We start from the raw sequence: 22,326 nt of genomic DNA, 5'->3' as shown, positions 1-22,326 counted from the left end.
AAGTGCTGTGGTTATAAACGCACAAGCTGTCGTAACCACATTAAGTGCTGTGGTTATAAACGCACAAGCTGTCGTAACCACACTAAGTGCTGTGGTTATGAACGCACAAGCTGTGGTAACCACATTAAGTGCTGTGGTTATAAACGCGCAAGCTGTCGTAACCACACTAAGGAAATACCAAATATTAAATTATTTAGAAGCTCTTACAGCTATTTTCAGATAAATAGACCACGTAGCAGGGGCACAGCATTGCTATTGGTGTCAACTTAAAGCCAGGGCGAAGGTCATTCGCGGCTACACAAACAAGAAGTTCTTCCTGCGTGGGCTAACTCACATCTTGCACCTAGCCCTGGCGATTAGAAATCGCGGCTATACAAACGTTCGCCCTTGGCGTTCCCGAAGGGTAGTCCACCTCCGTGGACTAAGAGAAAATCAAAGGTTTTTAACCCACGGAGGTGGGTTTCGCCTGTGTAGACGCGGTTTCTAACCGCCCTTTTAGCTATCCCCTTCTCTACGAGAGGCTGCGCCAACGGGGCGGGAACTCTTAATAGGGAACTCTTAACAGAAATGTTTTGTTGAGTCGGCAAACAGCCCACTTTTTTATCAAGAAGGGGAATGTCTAAGGGGAAAGGGGGAAAGGTAAAAAGCTATTGCTGTACAGTAGGCAAAATAATCCTTGTGTTATGGGGAAGCTAAAAAGCTATGCAGGTATTGTGAGCGACCTAATTCATCCCTTTCCCTTTGCTCTTTACCCTTCTTTTTTATTGTCAATCTCGTAAATAGATGGGAACTTCTTGTTCTAGATTATGGTCACTTTATGTCACCTTAAACAGCAAGGAGGCTTCCACTGTAACCGATCAAGCGTAGGCGTAGCCCAACCCACCGAAAAATCGAGCCAGTGCGTTCCTGTCGCCTTGCCTCGGAATCTTCTGGCGTGGAGCGGCGCGGCGGTTCCCGCCGATGCATGGGGCAACGCCAAAGGCAAACTGAACTTTCAAGACAGGTATTGCACCCTCTATGTCCAATTTAACTTACCCTAACTCTTCGGCAAGTCGCCGTTCGCATCTAAAGGTGCGTACAGTTACTGTTATCCGTTACCAGCTTTTCCGCAATTGTCTTTATATATACAATAATTACACTTTGTTAGTCAGATTAACGCAGACTTAAAACACTTTCAAATCCCGAAAATGGATGTTTGCTCAGAGAAAAATTTCGCGGTAATCAACCAAAGATTACCATAATTCTTTATATCTAAACTAAAAGTTTATGAAAGCTATATCAAACGACACCTGACGCATTTTTGCAACCAAAACCCTATATACTAGATTAGACTTTGATAAATTTGAGAGTTTTGTTAATTGCAACACCAAAAACTATTAATTTTTAGATGAAATACTAGCGTATCTTATGGTCTATAGTTTTTAAGGTTTAGTCAAAACTATATCCAGTATCATCAAAAAACTGCAAACTTCATGTGGTGCAAAAATCAAGTGGGGAGTGAAAACATGAATTTACGTAGAGATGCATTGCAAATCCTCAAAGAAACTAGCCGAACTTTTTATATCCCAATTAGTCTTTTACCGCCAGGATTACAAGAAGCAGTAGCATCAGCATATTTGTGTATGCGTGCCATTGATGAAATTGAAGATCATCCCGAACTAGATAACGCTACTAAAGCAAAGCTGTTAAAAACGATTAGCCTGACATTACAGGCAGGAGTTGATGGCTTCGCTGTAGATGCTTTCTTTGCAGGATTTAGTGGGTATGAGAATACCTTAGAAGAAGTCACTGTGAGGATTAGAGAATGGTCGCTGCTAGCACCAGAGACCATTGCACCTCGAATTTGGGATGCCACTGCTGCAATGGCAGACCGGATGGCTTACTGGGCAGAAAGAAACTGGAAAATTTACACAGAATCTGATTTGGATCGTTATACCTTTGGGGTTGCAGGTGCGGTGGGATTGTTACTATCGGACTTATGGACTTGGTACGATGGAACCCAAACTAACCGTACCCAGGCAATTGGGTTTGGTCGGGGTTTACAAGCAGTTAATATCCTGCGTAACCATACTGAAGATTTAGGGCGTGGGGTAGACTTTTTCCCAGAGGGTTGGAGTGCAGCAAATATGCAAGAGTATGCGCGGCGCAATCTAGCCCTGGCAGAAGCTTACAGCAAAGACCTTCCTACTGGCCCAGCCTTAGATTTTTGCCAAATTCCCTTAACCTTGGCTAATGGTACTCTTGACGCTCTTGCTAATGGTAAAGAGAAACTTAGCCGCAGTGATGTTTTTGCACTTATCGAACAGCTGATTAGTGTGAACATGAAAGCCAGCTAATAAGTAGGTCGGCAGAATAAAATCAAACTATGTAAAGAAAGATAAACGAGGTTAAAACCCTCTTCATTTCTGCCTTCTGCCTTCTGCCTTATCTCAACGACAAATATTTATGCCCACCTACTTAGTCTGTTAACGAGTAATGGAGATGATTCTAAATTGCCTCCAAATTTGGGCATCCAAAATTCTACAGCGATTTTCTGTAGGGGAGCCAGTTGCTCTACTTGGGGTCTCCCGAAGTAGAGCAACTGGCATTGGGCACTGCCTTCCAAGACTTTTAAATACCAATTCTCGAAAATAAGACTACAGATACAATAGACCTCTTACAAAAGTCAAAAAATCAGGAATGTCATTCTGTTCGCGCAGCGTTCCCGCAGGGTACGGAACGCAGTGGAGAGAAGAATCTCACAGATGTTTCGCTGCACTCAATATGACGATTTAAGCATTTATGCAAGAGGTCTAATCATCGGGAAACCCAGATTAAAGCTGACTTTCTCAATTCCGAATTACGTTAGCGAGTCGGGAGAGCAGCACGCTGCACGTAGCAAGCTTTAAGAGAACGTCATTAGGAATTATGGTTTGGTATAAAGTAACCTAAATACTATTTAGCGTTATAAGTATAATAAATTCCCTTTTGTTTGCGAGTAACTTACGTAATCTCAGTTAAACTTTAGAAACTCTTCAAAGGATTTCCAGCAAAAATTACCTGGCAATACTGGCAAGAGTTGATTAATATCTAAATAATTGAAAGAGAGTATAACAGAAACAGAGTATAACATTCCCCATGATTATTCGTGCAGCGAGTTGAGAGTGCATGAGCTACTGCTTAAATCCTATCTGTCCCAATCCAGAAAATTTGGTATATAGCCAAAGGTGTCAGTCTTGTGGCTCGCAACTACTGTTGCGCGATCGCTATCAGGTGATCAAACCATTAGGTCAGGGTGGCTTTGGAGCAACCTTCTTAGCCTATGATCAAGGCTTACCAGGAGAACCGAGTTGCGTAATCAAGCAATTACGCCCATCAGGAAGCGCCCCACACGTTTTACAGATGGCCAGAGAACTCTTTGAGCGAGAAGCCAAAACTCTAGGTAAGATTGGCAATCATCCCCAAGTACCAAGATTGTTAGACTATTTTGAAGATCATGAACAATTCTACTTAGTTCAAGAATACATCAGTGGTGATACCTTGCAGGAGGAGGTTAAACTTAACGGCATCTTGAGCGAAACTGGAGTCAAGCAATTTTTGAGCGAGGTTCTGCCACTGCTGCAATATATCCACGAGCAAAAGGTGATTCACCGTGATATCAAGCCAGCCAACTTAATTCGCCGCACTCAAGATGCGAGAATGGTACTCATTGACTTTGGTGCCGTCAAAGACCAAGTGAGCCAAGCTGCGGCAAGTCAATCGGGGCAGACAGCATTAACTGCATATGCCATTGGTACTCCTGGTTTTGCCCCTCCAGAGCAAATGGCTATGCGTCCAGTCTACGCCAGTGATATTTATGCACTGGGGGTGACATGCATTTATTTATTGACTACCAAAACTCCTAAAGATTTAGATTACAATCCCAACACTGGCGAGATCATGTGGGAGCAGCTTGTGCAAGTGAGTGACCACTTGAGCAAGGTATTGCGAAAAATGTTAGACGTGTCTGTACGTAATCGCTATCAGTCAGCGGCAGAAGTTCTCAGAGCATTAGAAATAGAACCATATTTAGATAGTTTAGCAAAGGGTTTACTGATTAAATCTGATAGTGGATCTAAAGAGCGAACACATAACCACCGGGAAAATTCTGCTGTATTATCTAGCAACCCTTCTGCTGCTGTTACCAGTATAGGAGTGGCACAGGTAGCGGCAGCAATTCGCGCTAGACGAGCCAAGGCAGCGGAAGCGGCTGGATTACAGCACGGTTCTGGGATGGCCAAATCAACGACTTTAGCTAACAGCAACAGCAATGGTTCGCAAGTTCAAAATTCTAAAGTTGGGCGGAAGTTAGATAGCCAAGGTTTATTAACAGCCTATCTGAAGGGAAGACGGGATTTTGCCCTACACAATTTAAGTTTGCTGAACCTGCAAGGTGCTGACTTATCCCAAACAAATTTCCATTCCGCTCAATTGCAAAAAACCAATCTCCAGGGAGCTAATCTCCAAAATAGTGACTTTGGCAGAGCCAGTCTGACTCGAGCAAATCTCAAGGATGCTAATTTGAGCAAAGCATACTTTAACCATGCTGATTTAGAAGGGGCAGACCTGCGAGGCGCAGACCTCAGCAATGCTTATCTCAGCAATGCTAACCTCCGAGGAGCTAATCTGTGTGGTGCTAATCTCACTAGTGCCAAAATTTCTGATGAGCAACTAGCACTAGCAAAAACAAATTGGATGACCGTCCGCCCCAATGGTAAACGAGGCTTGTTGTAAGTTGAAAGTTTAGATTTCGCAGGCTGTCGCTTCGTACCCTACGGGAAGGCTGACGCCAACGCAATGACAAACATGTTCTTGCTTGCATTGGGATGCTCCCTCGATTTTCTCATTAGCTTGATAAATCAGCCCTTATTCTTCTCGATAAAACTCAGATTTATTCAGAATTGACCAAGTAGATATAATAGTTGGGTTGAGCGATCGCGATCGCTCTCGCAAATACTAAAAAAGATCCAGTTTTATAGCAAAAATACGTAGATATTTGGTAATTCTTAATCAAATCTTCATGAGTTTTATCTGTTAAAAATCACAAATGATTATTTACAATAAACAATAAAGCATCATCATAATTTTATAGAGATATTTCCATGCTTTTTATGGCTAGAAACAACAGGGAATCTCGCACCTAAAAGTTGTAAAACATCACGCTTTTAAGCCACTCAAGTTTTCAGATGGCAGCGGAAAGTGAAAACGTAATTATCCCTGATTGTAGGCGGAAGCAGAATATTCACAACCGAAATCAGGTAGTACAAGGTTTACGTATAATGGCTGACTTTGCACAAACGGAAATAGAACGGCGATTAACTTTATATCAGGTATTCCTCAAGTTGTATGAACACCACAGCAGTCTTATAGATGAAATTATTCAGCTAGAAAACCTATCTCAACCCTCGTTCACGAGAGTGAAGGCATGTTACATACATGGTGTAGTGGATACTGCTGCTGTTTATTTGATGACTAATTTGTGCGACAATCAGACTCAAAGTTTACGACAGCCACAGCGGATCTGGACGATAGGTCGTAATCGCAGCAGTGGTATTTGCATTGCTGATAGTCATATGTCTCGTCGCCACGCTGCTATTCAACATATTGACGATCAAGGTTTTTACTTAATTGATTTCAACAGTAGCAATGGCTCGTTTGTGAATGGCGATCGCGCTGTTGGGCCGATCAAGCTCAAAGATGGCGATCGCATCCGTCTAGGCAATATGACTTTTGATTTTTTTGTGAATTATACGTGCCGCATTTTGCCAACTGTCGCAATGGAGTTATTGATGCAACTTGTGCATCGAAAGAATGATCATACAGTAGAAATACTTCCCTATTCCCGTGACAGACAAAAACCTCTACTTGAAAAACCAGATGATAATTTAGAGATTTTCAGAAATTCCGCACTAGTTGAGAAGTTTGAACATTGGTATGACAACTTCAGTTCAGAACAGAAATCAGAAATTTTAGACCGCTTTTTTAGCAGACAAATACCATACAATCCCAGCTAAAAAATTGGAAATTATAGCAATTTAAAATTGCGTGAAGTATATACAATTCGTCGGGGCACAACAATGTTCATCGGTGATAACTTCAGGTAAAAGCCAGTCTATAACAAGCTTTTAGAGATTGTCTTGTTTGTCTTGTTCCCAGTCTCCGGCTCTTAATGCCTATGGTATCCTGACTCGCGGCAGCAGCCCAATAAGCAGCATTTCCAGCCAGAGGCTGGAAACGAGGTTTTAAATGGGTTTGGGCTGAAGTTGACACACATGAACAATGTTGTGCCCCTAGTTTTACCTGATTCCAACGAGAAACGCCATAAAAATGATTGCTCGTTATCTAGTAGCAATCATTTCGTTAGGCTTGCTGTAACTCATCAATACCTTGGAAAAGCTGGGTTAGCTGTCTTTGTAACCCACTAGACATTAAAAGTTGCAGATTAATAAATCCACATTCTTTATTCTTCTGGCTCTAAATCGACTTCTTCCTCTTCATCTCCTTCACTGGGTTTAGCTACAGAGTTAGCAGAAACAACAGCGCCTTTATCTAGCTTTTCACGCACCAGTTGCTTAATTTGTTCAGCAAATTCAGGCTTTTCTTCTAGATACTTAATGGCGTTGTCTCGTCCTTGAGAAATATTGTCGCCATTGTAGCTGTACCAAGCTCCCTTGCGGACAAGTACGCCAGTTTCTTCTGCCAAATCTACAATACAACCCAAGGTAGAAATTCCTTTGCCAAAAATAATGTCAAATTCCGCAATCCTAAAAGGCGGAGCTACTTTATTTTTGGCGACTTTGACTTTAACGCGGTTACCAAATTCTTCTGTACCTTTTTTCAAAGTTTGAATTCGGCGAATATCTAAGCGCACCGAAGCGTAAAATTTCAATGCGTTACCGCCAGTTGTGGTTTCTGGGCTACCGTAGGTAACACCGATTTTTTGCCGCAACTGATTGATGAAAATTACTGTGCAGCCAGATTTACCAATATTACCAGTAATTTTACGCAGAGCTTGACTCATTAATCGCGCTTGCAGACCAACGTGGATATCACCCATATCCCCTTCGATTTCAGCACGGGGAACCAGTGCTGCTACTGAGTCAATGACTACAATATCAACCGCCGCAGAGCGAACAAGCTGATCGACAATTTCCAAAGCTGATTCGCCAGTGTCAGGTTGAGAAATCAGCAAATTGTCAATATCTACACCCAATGCCGCAGCATAAGTGGGGTCAAGGGCGTGTTCAGCATCAACAAAGGCAGCAATACCGCCATTTCTTTGCACTTCGGCGAGCGCATGTAGCGCTACTGTAGTCTTACCGGAACTTTCCGGGCCATAAATTTCAATTACCCGCCCCTTGGGTAAACCACCACCCAATGCTAAATCCAAGGTGAGCGCCCCACTAGAAATCGTCTCCACCCGCATCCGGGTAGCATCGCCCAGGCGCATGATTGCTCCTTTACCAAAAGTGCGCTCAATCTGGTTGAGCACCATAGTCAGCGCTTTTTGCTTGCCAGAAGTATCGGTGTTGATAGCCATTCCTGCCTCTAATGCCTCTAATATATATGGTTTTAAGGAGTGTTGGTTTCGGAGTTTGAGTAGAACAGATATACTATTTTAACCAGAAAATTCTGGAATAGGACTTCTCAAATCAAAAAAGGGGTGTGACAAGATCGTAACTCGATCGCTACCATTAGGGTAGTCTTGCACAATGATACCAACTTGCATTCAGAGATAGCTTTTTTTTTGCTGGGTAAGCAAGGGATTTTCAAAGAAAAAATTATTTAAACAACACTGTCAGTAGAACCGTACTCGTGAGCGGCGCTGACTTTTCACGTCATCTGGAAAAACTAAGGCCAAACCTAACTCTTGAGCAAGCTTCCCTCCAAGGGAAGGGGAAGAATTCAAAGCCTCTCCCCTAAAAGAGCCTACGGTGTACACACAAGTCTTCTAACATTCCTCCACAGGCTCTTGAGATCCCCCAACTTTTTAAAGGGGTTGGGGGAGCTTTTATGCGTAAGTCCTAATTCTGTTTGATGTATGAGTAAAGAAGTTCGCGATCGCTCTGAGGATTTACAATTAAGCATGGACTATTACCGCCACTTCCATTACTTACAATAACGACAGTAATGCCCATCCGTGGACAAACCCCTAAACAACTGGTGCTAACGACCCGAAATTCACCCCATAATCCCTCAAATTTTAAACGAGATTTCAACCAATTCTCTAAGTCTTCGGAAGCCGTTGAGCTTCTGCTAGTTGGATGAAAACTATTTGACCGCTCGTTTGCACATTGTGAACACACAAGCACCAAACCAGACTCCCATCGAGGAGAAATACTGGGAATAGATGTGTCTAACCGGCGAGAACTCAGGGGTGAACATTGGGGCGATTGCTGTTGAGAATTGGATGCAAACCTCTTGAGGATACATCGGAGCAATGCCTTAATACGCCGGATCAGTTTTTTCATGGACGACCCCTACCTATTTCTCTGAACAAAGTGAACTGAATAAAAAGACCTCTCCCTGGTTTTACTACGCAAAACCGTCCCTCTCCGAGTCGGAGAGGGACAGACTTGAACTTTAGTTCAAGACAGGGAGAGGTTCGTCGAACTCATTGAACAGGATAGTGTAAATTTCCCGTTTAGTTTGTTCTGGTAGATCATCTAGTTTCAGCAAGAATCAGCGCTTCTGAGCAATTTGCTGCAAGTATGCAATTAGCTGTTGTCCTGCGATGTCAATATGTCGTTTCAGTAACCTGACAGCAGCTTTTGTATCCCGCTTTCGGCAAGCATCTAAGAGTTGATAGTGTTCTTTTTGCGATCGCTCTTGGTAATCCATCTGCGCCATTTGCACGCGGACATAGCGATCGCAATTAACGTGTAAAGTTTTAATCATTGTCAGCAACCGGGGACGTTCAGCAGTAGCATACAGCGTCGCATGAAATTCCCAGTTGAGTTTTGCCAACACACCTGCATCAGTTGCTTGGTCTGTCGCTGACAAAATCACAGCAGCTTTTTCTATATCTGTTTCCCGGAACTTGGGTATTGCCAACTGCATCGCTTTCACTTCCAAGGCGCTACGAATTTCACAGATTTCTTGCGCCTCTGTGGCTGTCAACACCGATAAGATCGCACCACGATTTAAATGCAGTGTCACTAATCCTTCTGCTTCTAGCTGCTTGAGCGCTTCCCGCACGGGAATGCGACTAACACCAAACTGAGTAGCGATTTCATCCTGTCGCAGAGATTGTCCTTCCTGAAAAATGCCGCGCAGAATCGCTTCCCGCAAAGCATCGGCAATTAAATCTGGGGTACTGCGTTGTTGTTGCAACACATTAGCTGCCAAGTCATTTAAGTTCATATTTTATATTGTATACAAAATCCAAAAGATTGTATACAATATCCAAAGTACAATTTTTGAAGATCCCCTCAATACCACGGGAGACAGTTATGAGCATCGCATCTCAACCAGACCAAGTTATCATCTTCGACACTACGCTACGGGATGGCGAACAGTCACCGGGCGCAACCCTGAATGTAGAAGAAAAGCTGGCGATCGCTCATCAACTGGCTCTCCTTGGTGTCGATGTGATTGAAGCAGGTTTTGCCGTTGCTAGTCCGGGAGATTTTCAAGCTGTTAAAACCATCGCTGAACAAGTTGGGATACCCGGCGGGCCAATCATTTGCAGTTTAGCTAGAGCCATTCGCCAGGATATTCACGCCGCAGCCGTTGCCTTGAAGGGAGCGGCTCGTCCCAGAATCCACACGATGATTTCTACCTCTGATATTCATCTGAAATATCAGTTGAAAAAGTCTCGTAGCGAAGTATTAGCGATCGCAGCAGAAATGGTTGCCTATGCCAAGTCATTTGTAGATGATGTAGAATTTTCACCAATGGATGCCAGTCGCACTGAGCCAGAGTTTCTCTATCAAGTTTTGGAAATAGCGATCGCAGCAGGTGCAACTACAATCAACATTCCTGATACCGTTGGTTACTGCACACCCAAGGAAATCGGAACTCTGATTCAGGGAATTCGATCACATGTTTCTAATATCGATGGGGTGATTCTTTCCATTCACACCCAAAATGATTTGGGTTTGGCGACAGCTAACGCTTTGGCAGCAATTGAATATGGTGTGCGTCAGGTGGAGTGTACAATTAATGGCATTGGGGAACGAGCAGGTAATGCCGCATTGGAAGAAATTGTGATGGCGTTGCAGGTTCGCAAACCATTTTTTAACCCTTACTTTGGTCGTCCGGTTGATGCCGATGCACCCTTGACTAATATTAAGACTCAGGAGATTTACAAAACCTCATCCTTGGTTTCTCAATTAACCGGGATGCTGATTCAGGCCAATAAGGCGATCGTGGGAGCAAACGCTTTCGCCCATGAGTCTGGTATTCACCAAGATGGGATCATCAAGCACCGCCAGACTTATGAAATTATGGAAGCTGCTGCGATCGGTTTGCCAGAAAATCGCATTGTTTTGGGTAAGCACTCTGGACGCAATGCTTTCCGTACCAGGCTCAAGGAATTGGGTTTTGAACTGAATGAAGCAGACTTGAATAAAGCCTTCAATCGATTCAAAGAAGTCGCCGATAAGAAAAAAGAAATCTCAGATTGGGATTTAGAGGCGATCGTTCGAGATGAAACGCAGATTCAAGTAGAAAGTGGCTTCCAAATCGAACACATCCAGGTAATCTGCGGTGACTGCACTTGCCCAACTGCAACCATTACAATTGTCACTCCCGATGGCAAAATCCTCACGGATGCCAGTGTAGGCGCAGGTCCAGTAGATGCGGTGTATCAAGCAATCAATCGATTGGTGCAGATTCCCAATCAACTAATTGAGTTTTCCGTGCAATCTGTGACTGGAGGAATTGATGCACTGGGAACTGTCACAGTTCGCTTGCAGCACCAGGAGCGGATATTCTCTGGACAAGCATCTGATACTGATATCGTAGTGGCAGCAGCTTACGCCCATATAAACGCCCTGAATCGTCTTTATCGTTACTTGCAAATACAAACTGAGAGATCCCATGCTGTTGTATCTGGGTAGATCAGGAAAGTAGCGATCGCTTTTGCATTACTGAATACAGCTATGAATCGTTGATGTAGAGACGTAAAATTTTACGTCTCTACAAGGGTTTTGGTTGCTCAAACACGCCCATTGGCCCTAGCCGAATCGTGAGTATTTCTACATCGGTGATGGCTATGTGAGGCCCTTGTTGGGTGTGGGCTGGCGTAATCCAAAAAATTCCAGCAGAACAACTCTTTCCCCCAGTTTCCACAACTCCTTTCAACACATAAACATACTCATCGCAAGGATGAGTATGAATAGGAATCATCGTACCCGCCTTCATTGTCAGCAGGTGTATTGAACCTTGTGATACAGGCTCGGCTAAGGGGAAAAACTTAGCACCAGGAAACTGCTCAATGTCCAGTGATCGCTCAGAGTCAGTTTGAATAAAGGTCTGTTCTGATTAGTGTTCTAGCATTTTGTAAATATAAGACAAAAAAGACTGTTTGCAAGAGAATTATGAATCAACAACCCCAGTAGAGACACAAAATTGCACTGGGCTTCGCCTCGCTACGCTAACGTACCGCTTTGCTAACGCGTCTCTACACACCTAAAATTCTCGCTTGGTAAAAAAACTTGACAGCGAACTGCTTTAATAGTATATTTGTACTATTAAAGCACGTAAGTGTTGCATAAAACTTTAACACTCCCGACTACGCCAACAGGAGAGCAAAATTAATGAGGCTATCTAAGGTAGACTTGAGCAGTTTAGTAGCGATCGCTCACTCTGATGGATATTTGCAGTTGTTACTCGACCGAGGCGACGAACTGGAGTTTTTAGAAATTCCCGCGCCGATACAAGCTTATGAAGGATTGCAAGAACTGAACGAGGCGATTGCCGAAACGACTGCACTACCCTTTGAAGAAGAACCAATTGTCATGCTACCAGTTATCTCCTCAATGGCCATGACTGTAGGCTATGATCGCGACGAACACATTTTGCAAGTTGAGTTTCAAAGTGGAGCTGTTTATCAGTACTTAGGTGTAAATGAGGATACTTGGGAAGATTTCCACTCCTCTGACTCAATTGGCAGCTTTTTCACTTTAGCTAGCTAAGTGATGTCAAATAGCTAGCCTTGGTAGGGAGTAGGGGATTAGGTATTACACGATCGCTTCAGTTCTTTGAAAAGCAACCTACAACCGTAGGCGGCTGTTTGGGAGATCACCAAATTACCAAATCCCTTTTTAACTTGGTTTTGTTTCACACTGGGGGCGATATCCTCTGCGGCCATCGAGGACGCTAAACTCAACTGCATGGTTTGGAGTGTGAGGTTAAGGGTTGCCTCTAACTGTGGTTGCAGATCCTTTGACACCATCGGGATTAGATTTTGGATTAGCGATCGCTGAAATTCAAGAAGTGCTTGTTGCTGAAGTCGAGCGACTGCTTTCTTTTTCCAAAGTTCTGGATTGTCCTGAAACTGGGCTTTTCTGGTATCGTAGAAGTTACCCAATTTCTCGCCAATCTCGTTTTGAGGACGGGCGTGGACTGGGGCAATCATGTCAAAGATCCACAAATATAATTGGGTTTTACACAAGGTAGAACCGGCTCCCGTTTTCATGGTTTCCTTGTCCCCGGAACTGAACTCTTCTTTAGCCATTCCCAGCCGCCGCTTAAATCGACCGAGGGATTCAAACTTGGTAATGGGGTAAATTTGGCTAATCAGCAATGCTTGGGGACGCGCACCAATACCAAATTTTTGAAAAACTTGGGTGTAGGCTGCAAACTGCGGTTGCTCCAAAGAAGAGAGAATTGAAAAGTTAATTTCATTCTCCCAGTCGTTTAAATCACATAACAGGTTAGATAGGCGACGGGTAAAAGCAGAAATTTCAACCCCGTAGGTTTTGGCAATTGAGCGGTTGTAAAGTCGCTCATAGTAATTGGTGTTTCTGGTTAAGTTGCGCTCACGGCCGGCTAACCATGACCACATTGGTAGCATTCCATCGCTCTTGCTAGGGTCTGACTTTGATAGCGCAGCTTCCGGGAATTCTCTGGCTAACTGTTGCCGTGCCCGGTTGATAATTGGGGACTTAATGCGGTTGACCGACTGCAATTGCAGCCAAGATTGACGAAGAAGGGCAATCACCCCAGGCTCAAATTGCAGAAAAAATTCATCGTCTCCCCAGTGGGCAATGGCATAGGCCGCAAGTGCCAAAGCGTCAGCTTGATCATTTTTGTCAGGTAACTTATTCTGCTTGCGGTAGTGGACAGCTTCAGCATGTCCCACCCAAAGCACCTTAATACCCTCAGTTTCACAAACGTGTGCCCAAATCCAGGAATAATGAACCCCTGTAGGCTCCATGATCACCGCGTCTGGTGCAAGTTCAAGAAGTGCTTTCACCCCATCAGCGTTAGCTGTAAATGTTAGGGGGTCGTCATCTTTAGAGCGTTTATTTTCTCGAAAGTGAGTTCTAAAGTTTTTGGGAATACTTCCTAAAACCCAAGCAACAACGCTATTTTTACAAACGTCTAATCCAACAATTTTCATTTTTCAAGGTTCAGTGGTGGGTGTTTTATTTGCAGCAGAAACCGTGTACAATGGTTCACGAATCACCCAAAGTACAAAAGCCAATTCACTTTTAAAACCAACACGGTCGGAAATAATTAGCAGCAATGGATTCGTGAAAAAGCGAAACTTATTTAGGTCATTTCAATCAAAAAACCCGTGCTGCTGCTGTTACTTCCCTCTGGGGCGAACCAGAGGCGAGTGAGTTGCGCGACCCAACCCGCGACTAGGGCATTGCCCTAGTTTCGGCTACGGGGTCAAGTAGCCATCATCAGGCGGGTTCATCGTCGTCATCAGGTAATCCATTGAGGATCTCGTCTAGTCTGTCCCAAGGTTTACGAAGCAATACTGCTGTCTCCTTATCCGTTGCAGTATTTTGGTTCTCAACCTGACTAATCCAGATTAAAGCCCTATCAAGTTGGGCTTTAATCTGTTGAATTCGATGCCAAAGCACGTAATAATCCCATGCTGGATCTGGTGAACCATTAAGTAAATCAAGGTCATCCTTTTCGATATTCATGAAACATTTCTCCGATTTTTTGAGCGGTAATTGTTATTAGAAGATTCCAGCCAACTCTCCATAATTGCTGTGGCATCGTCGCCAAAGAAATTTTCTGTGTTGCCGTTATGCCAGGTAACAACGGCAACTGGATTAGGGATCTCTCTAAATTGGAGTTGACGAATTTGGGCGAGGTTTAACCAGCCGACGTTAGGTGTTTTGCAAGTAAACACAGTGGGAACTGATATAATGTGCATGATTTGCTGAAGGGGTAAGTCCAATCCAATAAGCGATCGCCTTCTTCCGACCGAGAGTGCGATCGCTAAAAATTATCTAAAAATTATCTAAAAATTATCGGGGGAAACACTACTATCTGGTGCTTCCCCGGACTTAAAAGGGATGTCGTCTGGGTCAGTTTCCTTCTCGGTTAAAGCAGCCTTTTGCTTTTCGAGCCGTGCCAGTTCATTTTTTAGGTCTGCGATCTCCTCTTTTAGATCAGTGGCTTCAATTTCTAGCTCTACATGCTCCATAGCTTTTCGCTCTACTTTTTCGATTAATCTAGATGCCTCTATATCTGGATCTTCGCCTTCCAAAATCTCAGCAAACATCTCTACATGTCTGGATTCGTAATTTCTTAAATTCAGAACACGTTTGCAAGTGATTGTCTTAATTTTCATTGCTATTATCCAAATCTAAGAGTATTTTTTCTAGTATTTTGAGAGCGAAATAAGAGGCAGCAAAGACCTTATCCTTTTGCTTCTGATCCATGCTTATATCCGATGAAAGAGCGGATACAATTCCTTGTTCAATTTCACGCAATTGCTCAATTTGTTGCTTAAATTGCGTCATCTTCCTCACCTGTTGGCGGTGTTGTGGTTTTACCATCGAAATTCACTTCAAATTTCCCGCGTACCTGATACCGCGATCGCTCCATCGAAAACTACCTGAAAGGAGCCGCCGCCCTGGCGCAAAATGCTAGCATAAGCATCAGCGTCAGATTGAGTCCGTAGCCGAGCAACACATACATTGTGTTCGGAGGGCAAGCGTTGAAAAATTGCCCACGGTCTGAGGTTGTCGTAGTAAGTCATGATTTAAAATCCCAGAATTTTTTAAAAAGTAAAAACACCAGCGCCAGCCACCAACAGCCGACGCTGGTGTTTTGTGCAAATCCAATGCATGATAATTCCAATCGTTTATTCCATAGGCGGTAACTCCGTATCAAAAAGGCTGCGACCCCCCTGGATTTGATTAGTCAGCGCTTCGATTAATCCTTGTCGATCCGCCTGGGGTAATGAGCTATTAATTTGATGCCCAACTGTGTAGATTTCATCGCGGCATTTACCGGGAGATTGCTCACAAAGTTGAGCCGCGATCGCAGAAACCAAAAACAGCTTTTCGCGTTTGGTCATTTTTTCAAATGTTGAGCCGTACTCCTCTTGGAGCGATTCCAGTAAGGAGCCGTCGCCCAAGGTGTAACTTGTGAAATGTCCTATAGGTTTACTCATGTCATGCTTATGTGACTGTTATGTGACTGTTATTCGTCTTCTTCCTCCTCGTCTTCCTTCTCGACGATCTCGATAGTCAGCACCTTTTCTGAAAAGTCGTAATCAGCGATCGCAAATTCTTGGTCATCGACATCTTTGATGACTATCTCTGTCTCAACAGGGTGGTGTTCCAGGTTTTTAAGCAGTTCTCTAATTGTGGTTGTCATGTTGTTTCAAAGGTTGGTAGGTGTTCTTCTTCGTCTGTCTGGCTCAGAAATACGAACTTCAGTAAACTGTCTCCAATGACAACGCCAATCATTTGATCTTCTTTTGCGCCTATCACTGTATTGGGAGGGAAGCTTTGTAGCTTTTTAATCAATTCGTTGACCGTGACTGTCATGTTATCTCCATAGGTTTATAAGTCTGCGTTGAGTCAAAACAAACCACCACGCGGCAAACTCGTTACCGCGTTAGCGAACGCTCGCCGTAGGCATCGCTAGTCGTCCATCACCTCCGAGTCAAATTCAAACTCTAAATAACGCCGAACATCTGTACTGTTGCGGTTGGCATAATCTGCACTTTCGCTCACGAGCGACAGGGCGCTGATCACCGCCTCTACTTTGTGCAGGAATTCAGCAAAGGCTTTTACGTCTTTGGGGCCTCCTTGTATACGAACTTTGATTCTGCCCATAGGTTTACCGATCGCATCACAGGTGATTTTTAGGGTGTTTCCGCGCCGGGGCATGAAAGCAGTGGCGCGGGTGCTGGCTCCGGTGGCAACGCAAAGGGTTAGGCGTTGGGGAGCAATTTCTAACATCCTATGTGGGATGTTAGAAATAAGGTATCATCATATATGGTATTTTGTAAATAGAAACTTGATATCCTATATAGGAAATAAGATATGGTTACTGAGGATGCCGAAAGCCAAGCACCGCGAACACGGACAAATCAAAAAGAACGTGAGTCTAGTACTAACCGAAGACAGCCTAAGCGGACTGGACATTATAGCCGAACAATTCGGAGTGAGTCGATCTCATCTAGTAGAACTGATCGGCAGGGGACAAATACCCTTAACTATTCCGGAGATGTCCTTACTGGGGGAACAATTCAGCAGCTGATCACTGAAACTCTTGCTGAAATACAAGAAATAGACGATAGACGTGAGAAGCTGTGTAAGCGTGTGACCGACTTACGAGATTTGTTAAAAGGGTTACAAAATCCGGAGGAAAATTCTGAATAAGCCGTCCTTGCCAGAGCAGGCAAGGACGGCTTATTCATGGATGCGTGCCTCTCATCAGCAGGCAACACATCTATGACTATTCGGTGTCTATTTGCGACTGAAGATCATCTAACTGCGATCGCAAATCGTCCAAGGGCACCTCTGGTTTGTCGGGGAGAAATTCCACATGATAAGTGACCACTAGCTTGAGTATCCCTTTTTTCCATTCCTTACCAGGTTGGAGGATTTCGGCTCTAATCCCTCCCCGAAACCAAATATGGTAATCCGGGAAATGAGCCACTATAAAAGATCCGATCGAGTCCTGGATAGTCTGGAATGTCACCATAGAACCATTAATGAAACCCAGCTTCTTTTTCGTGTCCACGCGGACTACTGTATCACCACTCAGAATGATTGGAACTTGCATTTCGATTTTCTCTTTGACAACAAAACATGGCGGATCGAGTTGACGCTTGATCCGCCTTCCCTAAGTTTTCCCAGTTAGTGCTTACGGTTTTGTGAAGAAGTGCGATCGCGCTGCTGCTTCTGGGGAGAAATTGCGATCGCGCTGCGGGGTTTGAGGCAACAACTCAATTCAAAAAATTATGTGGCAGCCACCTTACACAAACTTCCCTGATTTAGAAGAGAAGACGGATGCTGAAATGCAGCGCCTGTCCTGGACAACAGAACAAGGTCGGGAGCATTTGATCAAAACTTACGGCAAGCGCGGTCGGAGCTTGCTGACAGAAGAGGAGCTAGTAGATTTTCTGAACTATCTGAAATCTCAACCCTAAGTAAGTGCGATGCCTTCGGCGGGCGGAGCCATCGCGGTAACTAGCGAAACCTCTATGAACAACAAACCCAAGAAAAAAACCGAAGTATTCCACGTTGGACAAGTCGAAGAACATGAAATTGGGCTGATTTTTGAAGAACTCCAATGTTATGCCTGTGGCGGTGGAGGCGAAGTTGTCGAGGAGGATTATGAAGGAAATGACTACACAGATGAGTGTAGTGAGTGCAACGGTTCAGGCGTTGTGTATATTCGACCAATGACTGATGACCAATGACTAAACAAAAAATCTCATCAAAGGTAGTTCGAGCCAGAAGTCTCGCCATCTATGAGCTAGACCAATTCATCGACTATATCCATATTGTTGACCCCAAATTGAACATCGACCAAGCCATAGTCCTAGCAGCTTTTGCATTGCATGACTTGCCGCAATTATTTCAAATCAACCCTGAGCTACTCAATCGGCTTAAAGAGATAGCACAAGAGATCAGGAAGAAGGGGAGTGAGTGCGATCGCCTAACGCTAGTTAATGGAGTGCGATCGTCTGGTGATGTCAACCAGACCTAGACCTAAGAAAACCAAAAAGCCACCCAGATTTAGAACGTCGGTGGTGGCTTTCTGCTGAAATAACTAATAGTATTATGCCAGAAAATAGCATACAAAATCAAGCTTCTTATCCACAGCTTAAAGTTGTCTCTATCTCTAAGAACGCCCCATCAAGAGAGCAACCCAAATACAATAAACCCCATTGCATCATCCCAGAACAGGACATAAATTGGGCGTTAAGTCAAGCCAAATCAATCCAAACTCTGTGGAAGGAGTGTTGGATATCAGACCGTTACGGCAGTCGATTTGTCAAGCTAGCAACCACATTAAAAGAATCAGCATTTAGATTAGCAAGAAAGGTTTTATACGCTGCTGGACTATTTGAATTTAAACGCGATACCTCTATAAATGACTCACGTAAAACAGAGTCATGGTCAGTCATCAATCTGCACGGTGCTAGGCGAATAAAAGAGTTTTGGGCTGAATCGATAGCCGCCACAGATTCACCGATAGCCGCCACAGATTCACCGATAGCCGCCACAGATTCACCGATAGCCGCCAAGAATTCACGGTCTATCTGTAGTGAAACCCTTGAAAATACTGGGGTTTCGGAGCCTCTCAGTAACTCTTCAGGATCTTCTCAGGAACTTCTCAAAGAAGTTCCTGAAGAAGAAGTAATGCAAGAGTTGGAACTTGTAGAGCAAGTTCCAACTCTTGCACAAACATTTGTTGAAGAAACTACAGCGCTAATTCTTGAGTTACGTTCTCGTGACACAAAGAAAGCGGATCGGCAAGCTCTCCTGCATGAACGCTGCTTAAGACACCACAAGCAACCAAAACCTGACCTGGGTTTCAAGGAATCATTTATTACAACGTATAACTGGAGGATTGATGAACAGAGGTTTCAAAGACTTCAAAACCTCACCGAAGAATGCAAACATTCATTCTTTGAGAAATTTGAAAATCTATATGGAATTTACCGTAACAATTTACCCGAAATATTCGATCGAATTATCAGCATTATCAGTTCATCTGCTTTCAGTTATCAATCTGATTGATAGTTGATACAAAAAAAGGCCGCGCTCTACGGCCCAAATTTATAATCCACAAACATTATGAAACATAAAGCTGACGTGCCAGGGCAATTAACACTTTTGACTGTTGCCCCAACAGTTGAAAGCAGACAAAGCATAGACGATCCTTACTGGAATGAAATAACAGCAGAAAAGCTCGTAGAGAGCGATCGTTGGAATCCTGCTGACTTTGGCGAGGTACCGTTTAAATCCGAGGATGACGGTCAGTTGACAATTTTCTACGATTCCCAAGAGCCACCAGACCCAGATAATTATTTAAACCAGGAAGAATTTGAGCAAGCCTGGAATCAGTGGGAAACACTTGTTGGGGGGCAAGTTCCAAAAGTCACTTCCCAACATACCGCAGAATTACTTGTTGGGGAGCAAGTCAGATTAGATACGAAAAAATCTGCCCCCCAACACGATACCCACTGGGTAGAGCGGTATTGGGTCGAGAGGTCTGGTAATAAATATTGGTATTACCGATATTGCTGGATGACGGGCAGGAAAATACACCGCGATTACATTGGAGCAGTGCGATCGCGCAGCGCAATTAATCTGAGGCAGGATGTAGAAATTGCGATTAGCTGCGGGCAGTCACCACCAGAGATTGAAAAGTTAATTCGCTCCTGGAAGAGTCGCCAGAAGCGATCGCATTTCTAAACCGCCGCAGCTCATCCCAGCGACGGCTATTAGTTGAGGCAATGCGACTGTGCTGATTTGGGTGGAATTCTCCAACCCTGGATTCTACAAAAGAATCAATAGCCCGTAAAATTAGCTGTTGATCTGGCTCAATGCCAGAGTCGATAGTGTGAGCGTATTGTAAAATTTGTTTCGTTATTGCTATTGGCACACGGATAGTTTGGGTTTTGCCTTGATTCCATTTGCTGCCCTTCTCCCAAGTAGTGCTAGTGCGTCCGCCCTTGGACTTGCCCATATAAAAATCCTTTATTGCCTTGTGACATGGCAATAATATAGTGAAAGGGGAGTTAGGAGTTAGGAATTACGAATTATGAGCAAAAACCCACACCTGGGACGCGACGTTTTCGAGCACCTTGAAGAGGAGATTCTTCCCGATACCCATGAAACGCGGCTAGTCAGGCTAATTGAAGCCTGCAAAATAATTATGGAAGATATCAATCAAGGCAGAATTGACGATGCTAAAAAGTTTTTAGGTTCTGCCGTGGCTGATGCCGAAAAACCTTACCAGTCTGCATCTGATGCGATGAAAGCTCTCGATCGGTATTTGCCTCCTAACACCTAATACCCAATGCCCAATGCCGAAAAATCTCCCCAGTCCCAATGACTTATGAATAATGAGTTATGAGTTAGATTTTAGATTTACGGGTCAATACGTAAAGATGACTGATAAAGTTCCTTTACTTGATCGTCGGCAGCGCTTGATAGTATTTTTAGCGCGGCGGCTAGGTCAATGGGATTTTCGTAGCGACCGCCAAGCATCGCAAAATACAGCAATTCAATTTTTAAAAACAACTTTGTATTGGCAGACGGTCGGAAGCGATCGGCGGCAACGCGACTTGCTAAATGTCTGAGTTTGGCTGCTAACTCCGCCCGACTATATTTGTCAGGAAAAACTGCAAGTTCGGCTAACTCGGTTTTCAGTCTTTGGCATAGAGGAAAAAAAGTCATAAAGTTGCGATCGCGTTTTTAACGTCATCATCAGTTACATCGATGTAGCGTGAAAGCACCTTCAGGTCGGTGTGGCCAGTAATTTTTTTGATGGTGGCAAGCCCGATACCTTTCTTTGCCAAATTAGTGATGAAGGTACGGCGGGTACTGTGGGTGCTAATCCCCTTGGCATCAAATCCAGCTTTTTGTACAGCTGCACGCAGAATCATGTCTGCCCATCTCAGACCGATTGGGCCAACTTGTTCGCGGTCAGGAAACAGCCAATCGCTTCCGGTTTCGGGGCTGTAAGATACCAGAGATTCTTTTAGAACTGGATGGATCGGCACTTGGCGCGTTTTGCGCTTTCCTGTGGGGCTGGCTTTCCGACTCCTGGCTTGAAAAGTAATATATTCCCGTGGCGTGCCATCTCTGTTGTATAAGTCGTAAATTTGCAATTTGACAATTGCGCCCCAACGTTCCCCCGTGTACCAGGCGATATCTAGAAGTAATTTGTATTTACGTGCCCTGATGTGACCGCGAATTTTTGAGTAATCTGCATTACTCAAAATTGCAGCTTGCCCACTGCGGTTATTCTTCATTTTAATTTGATTTCAAGTTGTTCCGGTTTAACCAATCTCAACGGTTAAACCAGAACAACTATGTTTTTAGCTATTAGTTAAAGTGACTTTAATCGTATACACTGCAAGGTTTTCATGGCATCGGTAATCATTCTACTTTTAGGTAAAAGTAGAATATTTACAATAAGTAAATTTAATTATTTAATTGAAGAAAATAGTATTTTTTAAATCTTTTAGACTTTTTCATGCAACAGGCGACACAACTTAGTACATGACCTGCACTCTCACAATTTACTATGAATCTAATCATGCCTCTCCTGGCATAAATTCTGCTACTTTTGCGGTTCCAGATGGGAGTTATGTATCGGGTTATGTCCACTGGGATGATGCTCACGCCAACTACGATGTGCGAACATCTGGTGATGCTGGAGAAATCGTGCTGGCGGGCCCATACGATCCACCCGCCGATTTCACAATTGAATACACAGGCTTTAAGAATACCTGCCCACCCCCAACCTACGATTGCCTTAACGGAACTTGTACCAGTAGCAGCATTTATGCAACCGCAGGAATTTACCCAACGCTAGCTGCTTGCAATTTATCTTGCGGTCAAGAAAACTGCCCCCCTTTTCCCGACCCGGTAGTATGTGCGGTTTGCCCCGACCCGGTGGTGTGTTCACCTTGCCCCGACCCGGTAGTGTGTGCAGTTTGCCCCGACCCGGTAGTGTGTGCAGTTTGCCCCGACCCGGTAGTGTGTACGCCTTGCCCCGACCCGGTAGTGTGTGCGCCTTGCCCCGATCCGATAGTATGTCCTGCGCCTGTTGTGTGCCCTCCGCCCGTTGTGTGTCCTGCGCCGGTCGTGTGTCCTCCGCCGGTCGTCATCATTCCAGATTGTCCCACCT

The 22,326-nt window shown here is 44.1% G+C and carries 33 protein-coding genes; 13 read left to right on the top strand and 20 right to left on the bottom strand.

The features are described 5' to 3' along the window. Positions 1–356: 356 nt before the first annotated feature. Together HWQ41_RS20040 and HWQ41_RS20035 are read right to left on the bottom strand one after the other, a co-directional pair. Positions 357–530 (bottom strand): hypothetical protein, encoded by a 174-nt coding sequence (locus HWQ41_RS20040; RefSeq protein ID WP_292766525.1) that lies wholly within the window; start codon positions 528–530, stop codon positions 357–359. Positions 531–825: 295 nt separating this feature from the next. Next, positions 826–966: a hypothetical protein gene (locus HWQ41_RS20035; protein ID WP_292766523.1), complete on the bottom strand. Its 141-nt coding sequence runs from the start codon at positions 964–966 to the stop codon at positions 826–828. 539 nt (positions 967–1,505) lie between these two features. Between HWQ41_RS20035 and HWQ41_RS20030 the strand changes: the two genes are divergently transcribed. The 3 genes from HWQ41_RS20030 to HWQ41_RS20020 all read left to right on the top strand — a co-directional run bounded on the left by HWQ41_RS20030 (position 1,506) and on the right by HWQ41_RS20020 (position 6,032). Further along, positions 1,506–2,336 (top strand): phytoene/squalene synthase family protein, encoded by an 831-nt coding sequence (locus HWQ41_RS20030; protein ID WP_292766520.1) that lies wholly within the window; start codon positions 1,506–1,508, stop codon positions 2,334–2,336. An 811-nt stretch (positions 2,337–3,147) separates the two neighbouring features. Continuing rightward, positions 3,148–4,752, top strand: coding sequence for a serine/threonine-protein kinase (locus HWQ41_RS20025; protein WP_292766517.1), 1,605 nt, complete (start codon positions 3,148–3,150; stop codon positions 4,750–4,752). Positions 4,753–5,297: 545 nt separating this feature from the next. Then, a complete protein-coding gene (locus HWQ41_RS20020) occupies positions 5,298–6,032 on the top strand; it encodes an FHA domain-containing protein (RefSeq protein ID WP_292766533.1) in 735 nt (244 codons plus the stop codon). A gap of 446 nt (positions 6,033–6,478) precedes the next feature. Here HWQ41_RS20020 and recA read toward each other — a convergent pair whose 3' ends face one another. From recA to HWQ41_RS20005, 3 genes are all read right to left on the bottom strand, one after another. Next, the gene (gene recA / locus HWQ41_RS20015; RefSeq protein WP_292766514.1) at positions 6,479–7,558 is read right to left on the bottom strand and encodes a recombinase RecA; all 1,080 of its coding nucleotides are present in this window, start codon (positions 7,556–7,558) and stop codon (positions 6,479–6,481) included. A gap of 484 nt (positions 7,559–8,042) precedes the next feature. Beyond that, positions 8,043–8,489 carry a (2Fe-2S) ferredoxin domain-containing protein gene (locus tag HWQ41_RS20010; RefSeq protein ID WP_292766511.1) on the bottom strand — a complete coding sequence of 149 codons (447 nt, stop codon included), beginning with the start codon at positions 8,487–8,489 and terminating at the stop codon, positions 8,043–8,045. A gap of 211 nt (positions 8,490–8,700) precedes the next feature. Continuing rightward, the gene (locus HWQ41_RS20005) at positions 8,701–9,381 is read right to left on the bottom strand and encodes a GntR family transcriptional regulator (RefSeq protein ID WP_292766508.1); all 681 of its coding nucleotides are present in this window, start codon (positions 9,379–9,381) and stop codon (positions 8,701–8,703) included. Positions 9,382–9,470: 89 nt separating this feature from the next. Between HWQ41_RS20005 and HWQ41_RS20000 the strand changes: the two genes are divergently transcribed. Continuing rightward, on the top strand, positions 9,471–11,081 hold the full coding sequence (locus HWQ41_RS20000) for a 2-isopropylmalate synthase (RefSeq protein ID WP_292766505.1): 1,611 nt from the start codon (positions 9,471–9,473) through the stop codon (positions 11,079–11,081). A 79-nt stretch (positions 11,082–11,160) separates the two neighbouring features. Here the strand turns inward: HWQ41_RS20000 and HWQ41_RS19995 are convergent, their stop codons facing one another. Beyond that, positions 11,161–11,370 carry a hypothetical protein gene (locus HWQ41_RS19995; RefSeq protein ID WP_292766503.1) on the bottom strand — a complete coding sequence of 70 codons (210 nt, stop codon included), beginning with the start codon at positions 11,368–11,370 and terminating at the stop codon, positions 11,161–11,163. Positions 11,371–11,780: 410 nt separating this feature from the next. Between HWQ41_RS19995 and HWQ41_RS19990 the strand changes: the two genes are divergently transcribed. Beyond that, positions 11,781–12,158: a KTSC domain-containing protein gene (locus HWQ41_RS19990; RefSeq protein WP_292766500.1), complete on the top strand. Its 378-nt coding sequence runs from the start codon at positions 11,781–11,783 to the stop codon at positions 12,156–12,158. A gap of 38 nt (positions 12,159–12,196) precedes the next feature. Here HWQ41_RS19990 and HWQ41_RS19985 read toward each other — a convergent pair whose 3' ends face one another. The 10 genes from HWQ41_RS19985 to HWQ41_RS19940 all read right to left on the bottom strand — a co-directional run bounded on the left by HWQ41_RS19985 (position 12,197) and on the right by HWQ41_RS19940 (position 16,406). Next, a complete protein-coding gene (locus HWQ41_RS19985) occupies positions 12,197–13,588 on the bottom strand; it encodes a transposase (RefSeq protein WP_292766498.1) in 1,392 nt (463 codons plus the stop codon). Positions 13,589–13,877: 289 nt separating this feature from the next. Further along, positions 13,878–14,126 carry a hypothetical protein gene (locus tag HWQ41_RS19980; RefSeq protein ID WP_292766494.1) on the bottom strand — a complete coding sequence of 83 codons (249 nt, stop codon included), beginning with the start codon at positions 14,124–14,126 and terminating at the stop codon, positions 13,878–13,880. Then, a complete protein-coding gene (locus HWQ41_RS19975; protein ID WP_292766491.1) occupies positions 14,123–14,362 on the bottom strand; it encodes a hypothetical protein in 240 nt (79 codons plus the stop codon). The genes HWQ41_RS19980 and HWQ41_RS19975 overlap by 4 nt, the downstream gene beginning before the upstream one ends. A gap of 87 nt (positions 14,363–14,449) precedes the next feature. Continuing rightward, the gene (locus tag HWQ41_RS19970) at positions 14,450–14,782 is read right to left on the bottom strand and encodes a hypothetical protein (protein WP_292766488.1); all 333 of its coding nucleotides are present in this window, start codon (positions 14,780–14,782) and stop codon (positions 14,450–14,452) included. Then, positions 14,772–14,990 carry a hypothetical protein gene (locus HWQ41_RS19965; protein ID WP_292766485.1) on the bottom strand — a complete coding sequence of 73 codons (219 nt, stop codon included), beginning with the start codon at positions 14,988–14,990 and terminating at the stop codon, positions 14,772–14,774. Before HWQ41_RS19965 ends, HWQ41_RS19970 begins: the two co-directional genes overlap by 11 nt. A gap of 11 nt (positions 14,991–15,001) precedes the next feature. Next, complete coding sequence (locus HWQ41_RS19960; protein WP_292766483.1) at positions 15,002–15,193, bottom strand: hypothetical protein; 192 nt, start codon at positions 15,191–15,193, stop codon at positions 15,002–15,004. A 105-nt stretch (positions 15,194–15,298) separates the two neighbouring features. After that, positions 15,299–15,610, bottom strand: coding sequence for a hypothetical protein (locus HWQ41_RS19955; RefSeq protein WP_292766480.1), 312 nt, complete (start codon positions 15,608–15,610; stop codon positions 15,299–15,301). 29 nt (positions 15,611–15,639) lie between these two features. Then, positions 15,640–15,816: a hypothetical protein gene (locus HWQ41_RS19950; protein ID WP_292766477.1), complete on the bottom strand. Its 177-nt coding sequence runs from the start codon at positions 15,814–15,816 to the stop codon at positions 15,640–15,642. Continuing rightward, positions 15,813–15,989 carry a hypothetical protein gene (locus HWQ41_RS19945; RefSeq protein ID WP_292766474.1) on the bottom strand — a complete coding sequence of 59 codons (177 nt, stop codon included), beginning with the start codon at positions 15,987–15,989 and terminating at the stop codon, positions 15,813–15,815. Before HWQ41_RS19945 ends, HWQ41_RS19950 begins: the two co-directional genes overlap by 4 nt. A gap of 96 nt (positions 15,990–16,085) precedes the next feature. After that, positions 16,086–16,406, bottom strand: a complete 321-nt coding sequence (locus tag HWQ41_RS19940; protein ID WP_292766471.1) for a hypothetical protein — start codon at positions 16,404–16,406, stop codon at positions 16,086–16,088. A gap of 84 nt (positions 16,407–16,490) precedes the next feature. Between HWQ41_RS19940 and HWQ41_RS19935 the strand changes: the two genes are divergently transcribed. After that, a complete protein-coding gene (locus HWQ41_RS19935) occupies positions 16,491–16,829 on the top strand; it encodes a hypothetical protein (RefSeq protein WP_292766468.1) in 339 nt (112 codons plus the stop codon). A 76-nt stretch (positions 16,830–16,905) separates the two neighbouring features. Here HWQ41_RS19935 and HWQ41_RS19930 read toward each other — a convergent pair whose 3' ends face one another. Continuing rightward, positions 16,906–17,235: a KGK domain-containing protein gene (locus tag HWQ41_RS19930; RefSeq protein ID WP_292766465.1), complete on the bottom strand. Its 330-nt coding sequence runs from the start codon at positions 17,233–17,235 to the stop codon at positions 16,906–16,908. Positions 17,236–17,413: 178 nt separating this feature from the next. Between HWQ41_RS19930 and HWQ41_RS19925 the strand changes: the two genes are divergently transcribed. The 5 genes from HWQ41_RS19925 (at position 17,414) to HWQ41_RS19905 (ending at position 19,880) form a co-directional block, all read left to right on the top strand. Further along, positions 17,414–17,602 (top strand): hypothetical protein, encoded by a 189-nt coding sequence (locus tag HWQ41_RS19925; RefSeq protein WP_292766536.1) that lies wholly within the window; start codon positions 17,414–17,416, stop codon positions 17,600–17,602. 9 nt (positions 17,603–17,611) lie between these two features. Next, complete coding sequence (locus HWQ41_RS19920; protein WP_292766463.1) at positions 17,612–17,875, top strand: hypothetical protein; 264 nt, start codon at positions 17,612–17,614, stop codon at positions 17,873–17,875. Then, positions 17,872–18,165, top strand: a complete 294-nt coding sequence (locus tag HWQ41_RS19915; protein WP_292766460.1) for a hypothetical protein — start codon at positions 17,872–17,874, stop codon at positions 18,163–18,165. Before HWQ41_RS19920 ends, HWQ41_RS19915 begins: the two co-directional genes overlap by 4 nt. A 74-nt stretch (positions 18,166–18,239) precedes the next feature. Continuing rightward, positions 18,240–19,202, top strand: a complete 963-nt coding sequence (locus HWQ41_RS19910; protein ID WP_292766457.1) for a hypothetical protein — start codon at positions 18,240–18,242, stop codon at positions 19,200–19,202. A 57-nt stretch (positions 19,203–19,259) separates the two neighbouring features. Next, positions 19,260–19,880, top strand: a complete 621-nt coding sequence (locus HWQ41_RS19905) for a DUF4102 domain-containing protein (protein WP_292766454.1) — start codon at positions 19,260–19,262, stop codon at positions 19,878–19,880. On the opposite strand, the gene HWQ41_RS19900 is transcribed toward HWQ41_RS19905, so the two are convergent. After that, complete coding sequence (locus HWQ41_RS19900; RefSeq protein WP_292766451.1) at positions 19,801–20,154, bottom strand: hypothetical protein; 354 nt, start codon at positions 20,152–20,154, stop codon at positions 19,801–19,803. The genes HWQ41_RS19905 and HWQ41_RS19900 overlap by 80 nt on opposite strands. A gap of 75 nt (positions 20,155–20,229) precedes the next feature. Between HWQ41_RS19900 and HWQ41_RS19895 the strand changes: the two genes are divergently transcribed. Continuing rightward, positions 20,230–20,481 carry a hypothetical protein gene (locus tag HWQ41_RS19895; protein ID WP_292766448.1) on the top strand — a complete coding sequence of 84 codons (252 nt, stop codon included), beginning with the start codon at positions 20,230–20,232 and terminating at the stop codon, positions 20,479–20,481. 77 nt (positions 20,482–20,558) lie between these two features. On the opposite strand, the gene HWQ41_RS19890 is transcribed toward HWQ41_RS19895, so the two are convergent. Both HWQ41_RS19890 and HWQ41_RS19885 read right to left on the bottom strand, forming a co-directional pair. Further along, a complete protein-coding gene (locus tag HWQ41_RS19890) occupies positions 20,559–20,867 on the bottom strand; it encodes a hypothetical protein (protein WP_292766447.1) in 309 nt (102 codons plus the stop codon). After that, positions 20,864–21,445 (bottom strand): tyrosine-type recombinase/integrase, encoded by a 582-nt coding sequence (locus HWQ41_RS19885; protein ID WP_292766445.1) that lies wholly within the window; start codon positions 21,443–21,445, stop codon positions 20,864–20,866. The genes HWQ41_RS19890 and HWQ41_RS19885 overlap by 4 nt, the downstream gene beginning before the upstream one ends. Positions 21,446–21,695: 250 nt before the next feature. On the opposite strand from HWQ41_RS19885, the gene HWQ41_RS19880 reads away from it, so the two are divergent. Then, positions 21,696–22,326, top strand: a 631-nt coding sequence (locus tag HWQ41_RS19880; RefSeq protein WP_292766443.1) for a hypothetical protein, incomplete at its 3' end; no start/stop codon positions are given.

The sequence above is a fragment of the Nostoc sp. NOS(2021) genome (assembly GCF_017115025.1).
Lineage (GTDB): Bacteria > Cyanobacteriota > Cyanobacteriia > Cyanobacteriales > Nostocaceae > Nostoc.
Note: the sequence above shows the minus strand (reverse complement) of the source record. Positions and strands in the feature narration are given on the sequence as shown.

Bases quoted from the DNA above. Each gene is read 5' to 3' on its own strand.
- HWQ41_RS19985 (WP_292766498.1), bottom strand. From the start codon at position 13,588: ATGAAAATTGTTGGATTAGACGTTTGTAAAAATAGCGTTGTTGCTTGG.
- HWQ41_RS19990 (WP_292766500.1), top strand. From the start codon at position 11,781: ATGAGGCTATCTAAGGTAGACTTGAGCAGTTTAGTAGCGATCGCTCAC.
- HWQ41_RS20000 (WP_292766505.1), top strand. From the start codon at position 9,471: ATGAGCATCGCATCTCAACCAGACCAAGTTATCATCTTCGACACTACG.
- HWQ41_RS19955 (WP_292766480.1), bottom strand. From the start codon at position 15,610: ATGAGTAAACCTATAGGACATTTCACAAGTTACACCTTGGGCGACGGC.
- HWQ41_RS19965 (WP_292766485.1), bottom strand. From the start codon at position 14,990: ATGGTAAAACCACAACACCGCCAACAGGTGAGGAAGATGACGCAATTT.
- HWQ41_RS19890 (WP_292766447.1), bottom strand. From the start codon at position 20,867: ATGACTTTTTTTCCTCTATGCCAAAGACTGAAAACCGAGTTAGCCGAA.
- HWQ41_RS19945 (WP_292766474.1), bottom strand. From the start codon at position 15,989: ATGACAGTCACGGTCAACGAATTGATTAAAAAGCTACAAAGCTTCCCT.
- HWQ41_RS20030 (WP_292766520.1), top strand. From the start codon at position 1,506: ATGAATTTACGTAGAGATGCATTGCAAATCCTCAAAGAAACTAGCCGA.
- HWQ41_RS19885 (WP_292766445.1), bottom strand. From the start codon at position 21,445: ATGAAGAATAACCGCAGTGGGCAAGCTGCAATTTTGAGTAATGCAGAT.
- HWQ41_RS19960 (WP_292766483.1), bottom strand. From the start codon at position 15,193: ATGACTTACTACGACAACCTCAGACCGTGGGCAATTTTTCAACGCTTG.
- HWQ41_RS19900 (WP_292766451.1), bottom strand. From the start codon at position 20,154: ATGGGCAAGTCCAAGGGCGGACGCACTAGCACTACTTGGGAGAAGGGC.
- HWQ41_RS20020 (WP_292766533.1), top strand. From the start codon at position 5,298: ATGGCTGACTTTGCACAAACGGAAATAGAACGGCGATTAACTTTATAT.
- HWQ41_RS19970 (WP_292766488.1), bottom strand. From the start codon at position 14,782: ATGAAAATTAAGACAATCACTTGCAAACGTGTTCTGAATTTAAGAAAT.
- HWQ41_RS19975 (WP_292766491.1), bottom strand. From the start codon at position 14,362: ATGCACATTATATCAGTTCCCACTGTGTTTACTTGCAAAACACCTAAC.
- HWQ41_RS20005 (WP_292766508.1), bottom strand. From the start codon at position 9,381: ATGAACTTAAATGACTTGGCAGCTAATGTGTTGCAACAACAACGCAGT.
- HWQ41_RS19995 (WP_292766503.1), bottom strand. From the start codon at position 11,370: ATGATTCCTATTCATACTCATCCTTGCGATGAGTATGTTTATGTGTTG.
- HWQ41_RS19930 (WP_292766465.1), bottom strand. From the start codon at position 17,235: ATGCAAGTTCCAATCATTCTGAGTGGTGATACAGTAGTCCGCGTGGAC.
- HWQ41_RS19950 (WP_292766477.1), bottom strand. From the start codon at position 15,816: ATGACAACCACAATTAGAGAACTGCTTAAAAACCTGGAACACCACCCT.
- HWQ41_RS19905 (WP_292766454.1), top strand. From the start codon at position 19,260: ATGAAACATAAAGCTGACGTGCCAGGGCAATTAACACTTTTGACTGTT.
- HWQ41_RS19980 (WP_292766494.1), bottom strand. From the start codon at position 14,126: ATGAATATCGAAAAGGATGACCTTGATTTACTTAATGGTTCACCAGAT.
- HWQ41_RS20010 (WP_292766511.1), bottom strand. From the start codon at position 8,489: ATGAAAAAACTGATCCGGCGTATTAAGGCATTGCTCCGATGTATCCTC.
- HWQ41_RS19920 (WP_292766463.1), top strand. From the start codon at position 17,612: ATGCCTTCGGCGGGCGGAGCCATCGCGGTAACTAGCGAAACCTCTATG.
- HWQ41_RS19895 (WP_292766448.1), top strand. From the start codon at position 20,230: ATGAGCAAAAACCCACACCTGGGACGCGACGTTTTCGAGCACCTTGAA.
- recA (WP_292766514.1), bottom strand. From the start codon at position 7,558: ATGGCTATCAACACCGATACTTCTGGCAAGCAAAAAGCGCTGACTATG.
- HWQ41_RS20035 (WP_292766523.1), bottom strand. From the start codon at position 966: ATGCATCGGCGGGAACCGCCGCGCCGCTCCACGCCAGAAGATTCCGAG.
- HWQ41_RS20025 (WP_292766517.1), top strand. From the start codon at position 3,148: ATGAGCTACTGCTTAAATCCTATCTGTCCCAATCCAGAAAATTTGGTA.
- HWQ41_RS19910 (WP_292766457.1), top strand. From the start codon at position 18,240: ATGCCAGAAAATAGCATACAAAATCAAGCTTCTTATCCACAGCTTAAA.
- HWQ41_RS19915 (WP_292766460.1), top strand. From the start codon at position 17,872: ATGACTAAACAAAAAATCTCATCAAAGGTAGTTCGAGCCAGAAGTCTC.
- HWQ41_RS19925 (WP_292766536.1), top strand. From the start codon at position 17,414: ATGTGGCAGCCACCTTACACAAACTTCCCTGATTTAGAAGAGAAGACG.
- HWQ41_RS19940 (WP_292766471.1), bottom strand. From the start codon at position 16,406: ATGTTAGAAATTGCTCCCCAACGCCTAACCCTTTGCGTTGCCACCGGA.
- HWQ41_RS19935 (WP_292766468.1), top strand. From the start codon at position 16,491: ATGGTTACTGAGGATGCCGAAAGCCAAGCACCGCGAACACGGACAAAT.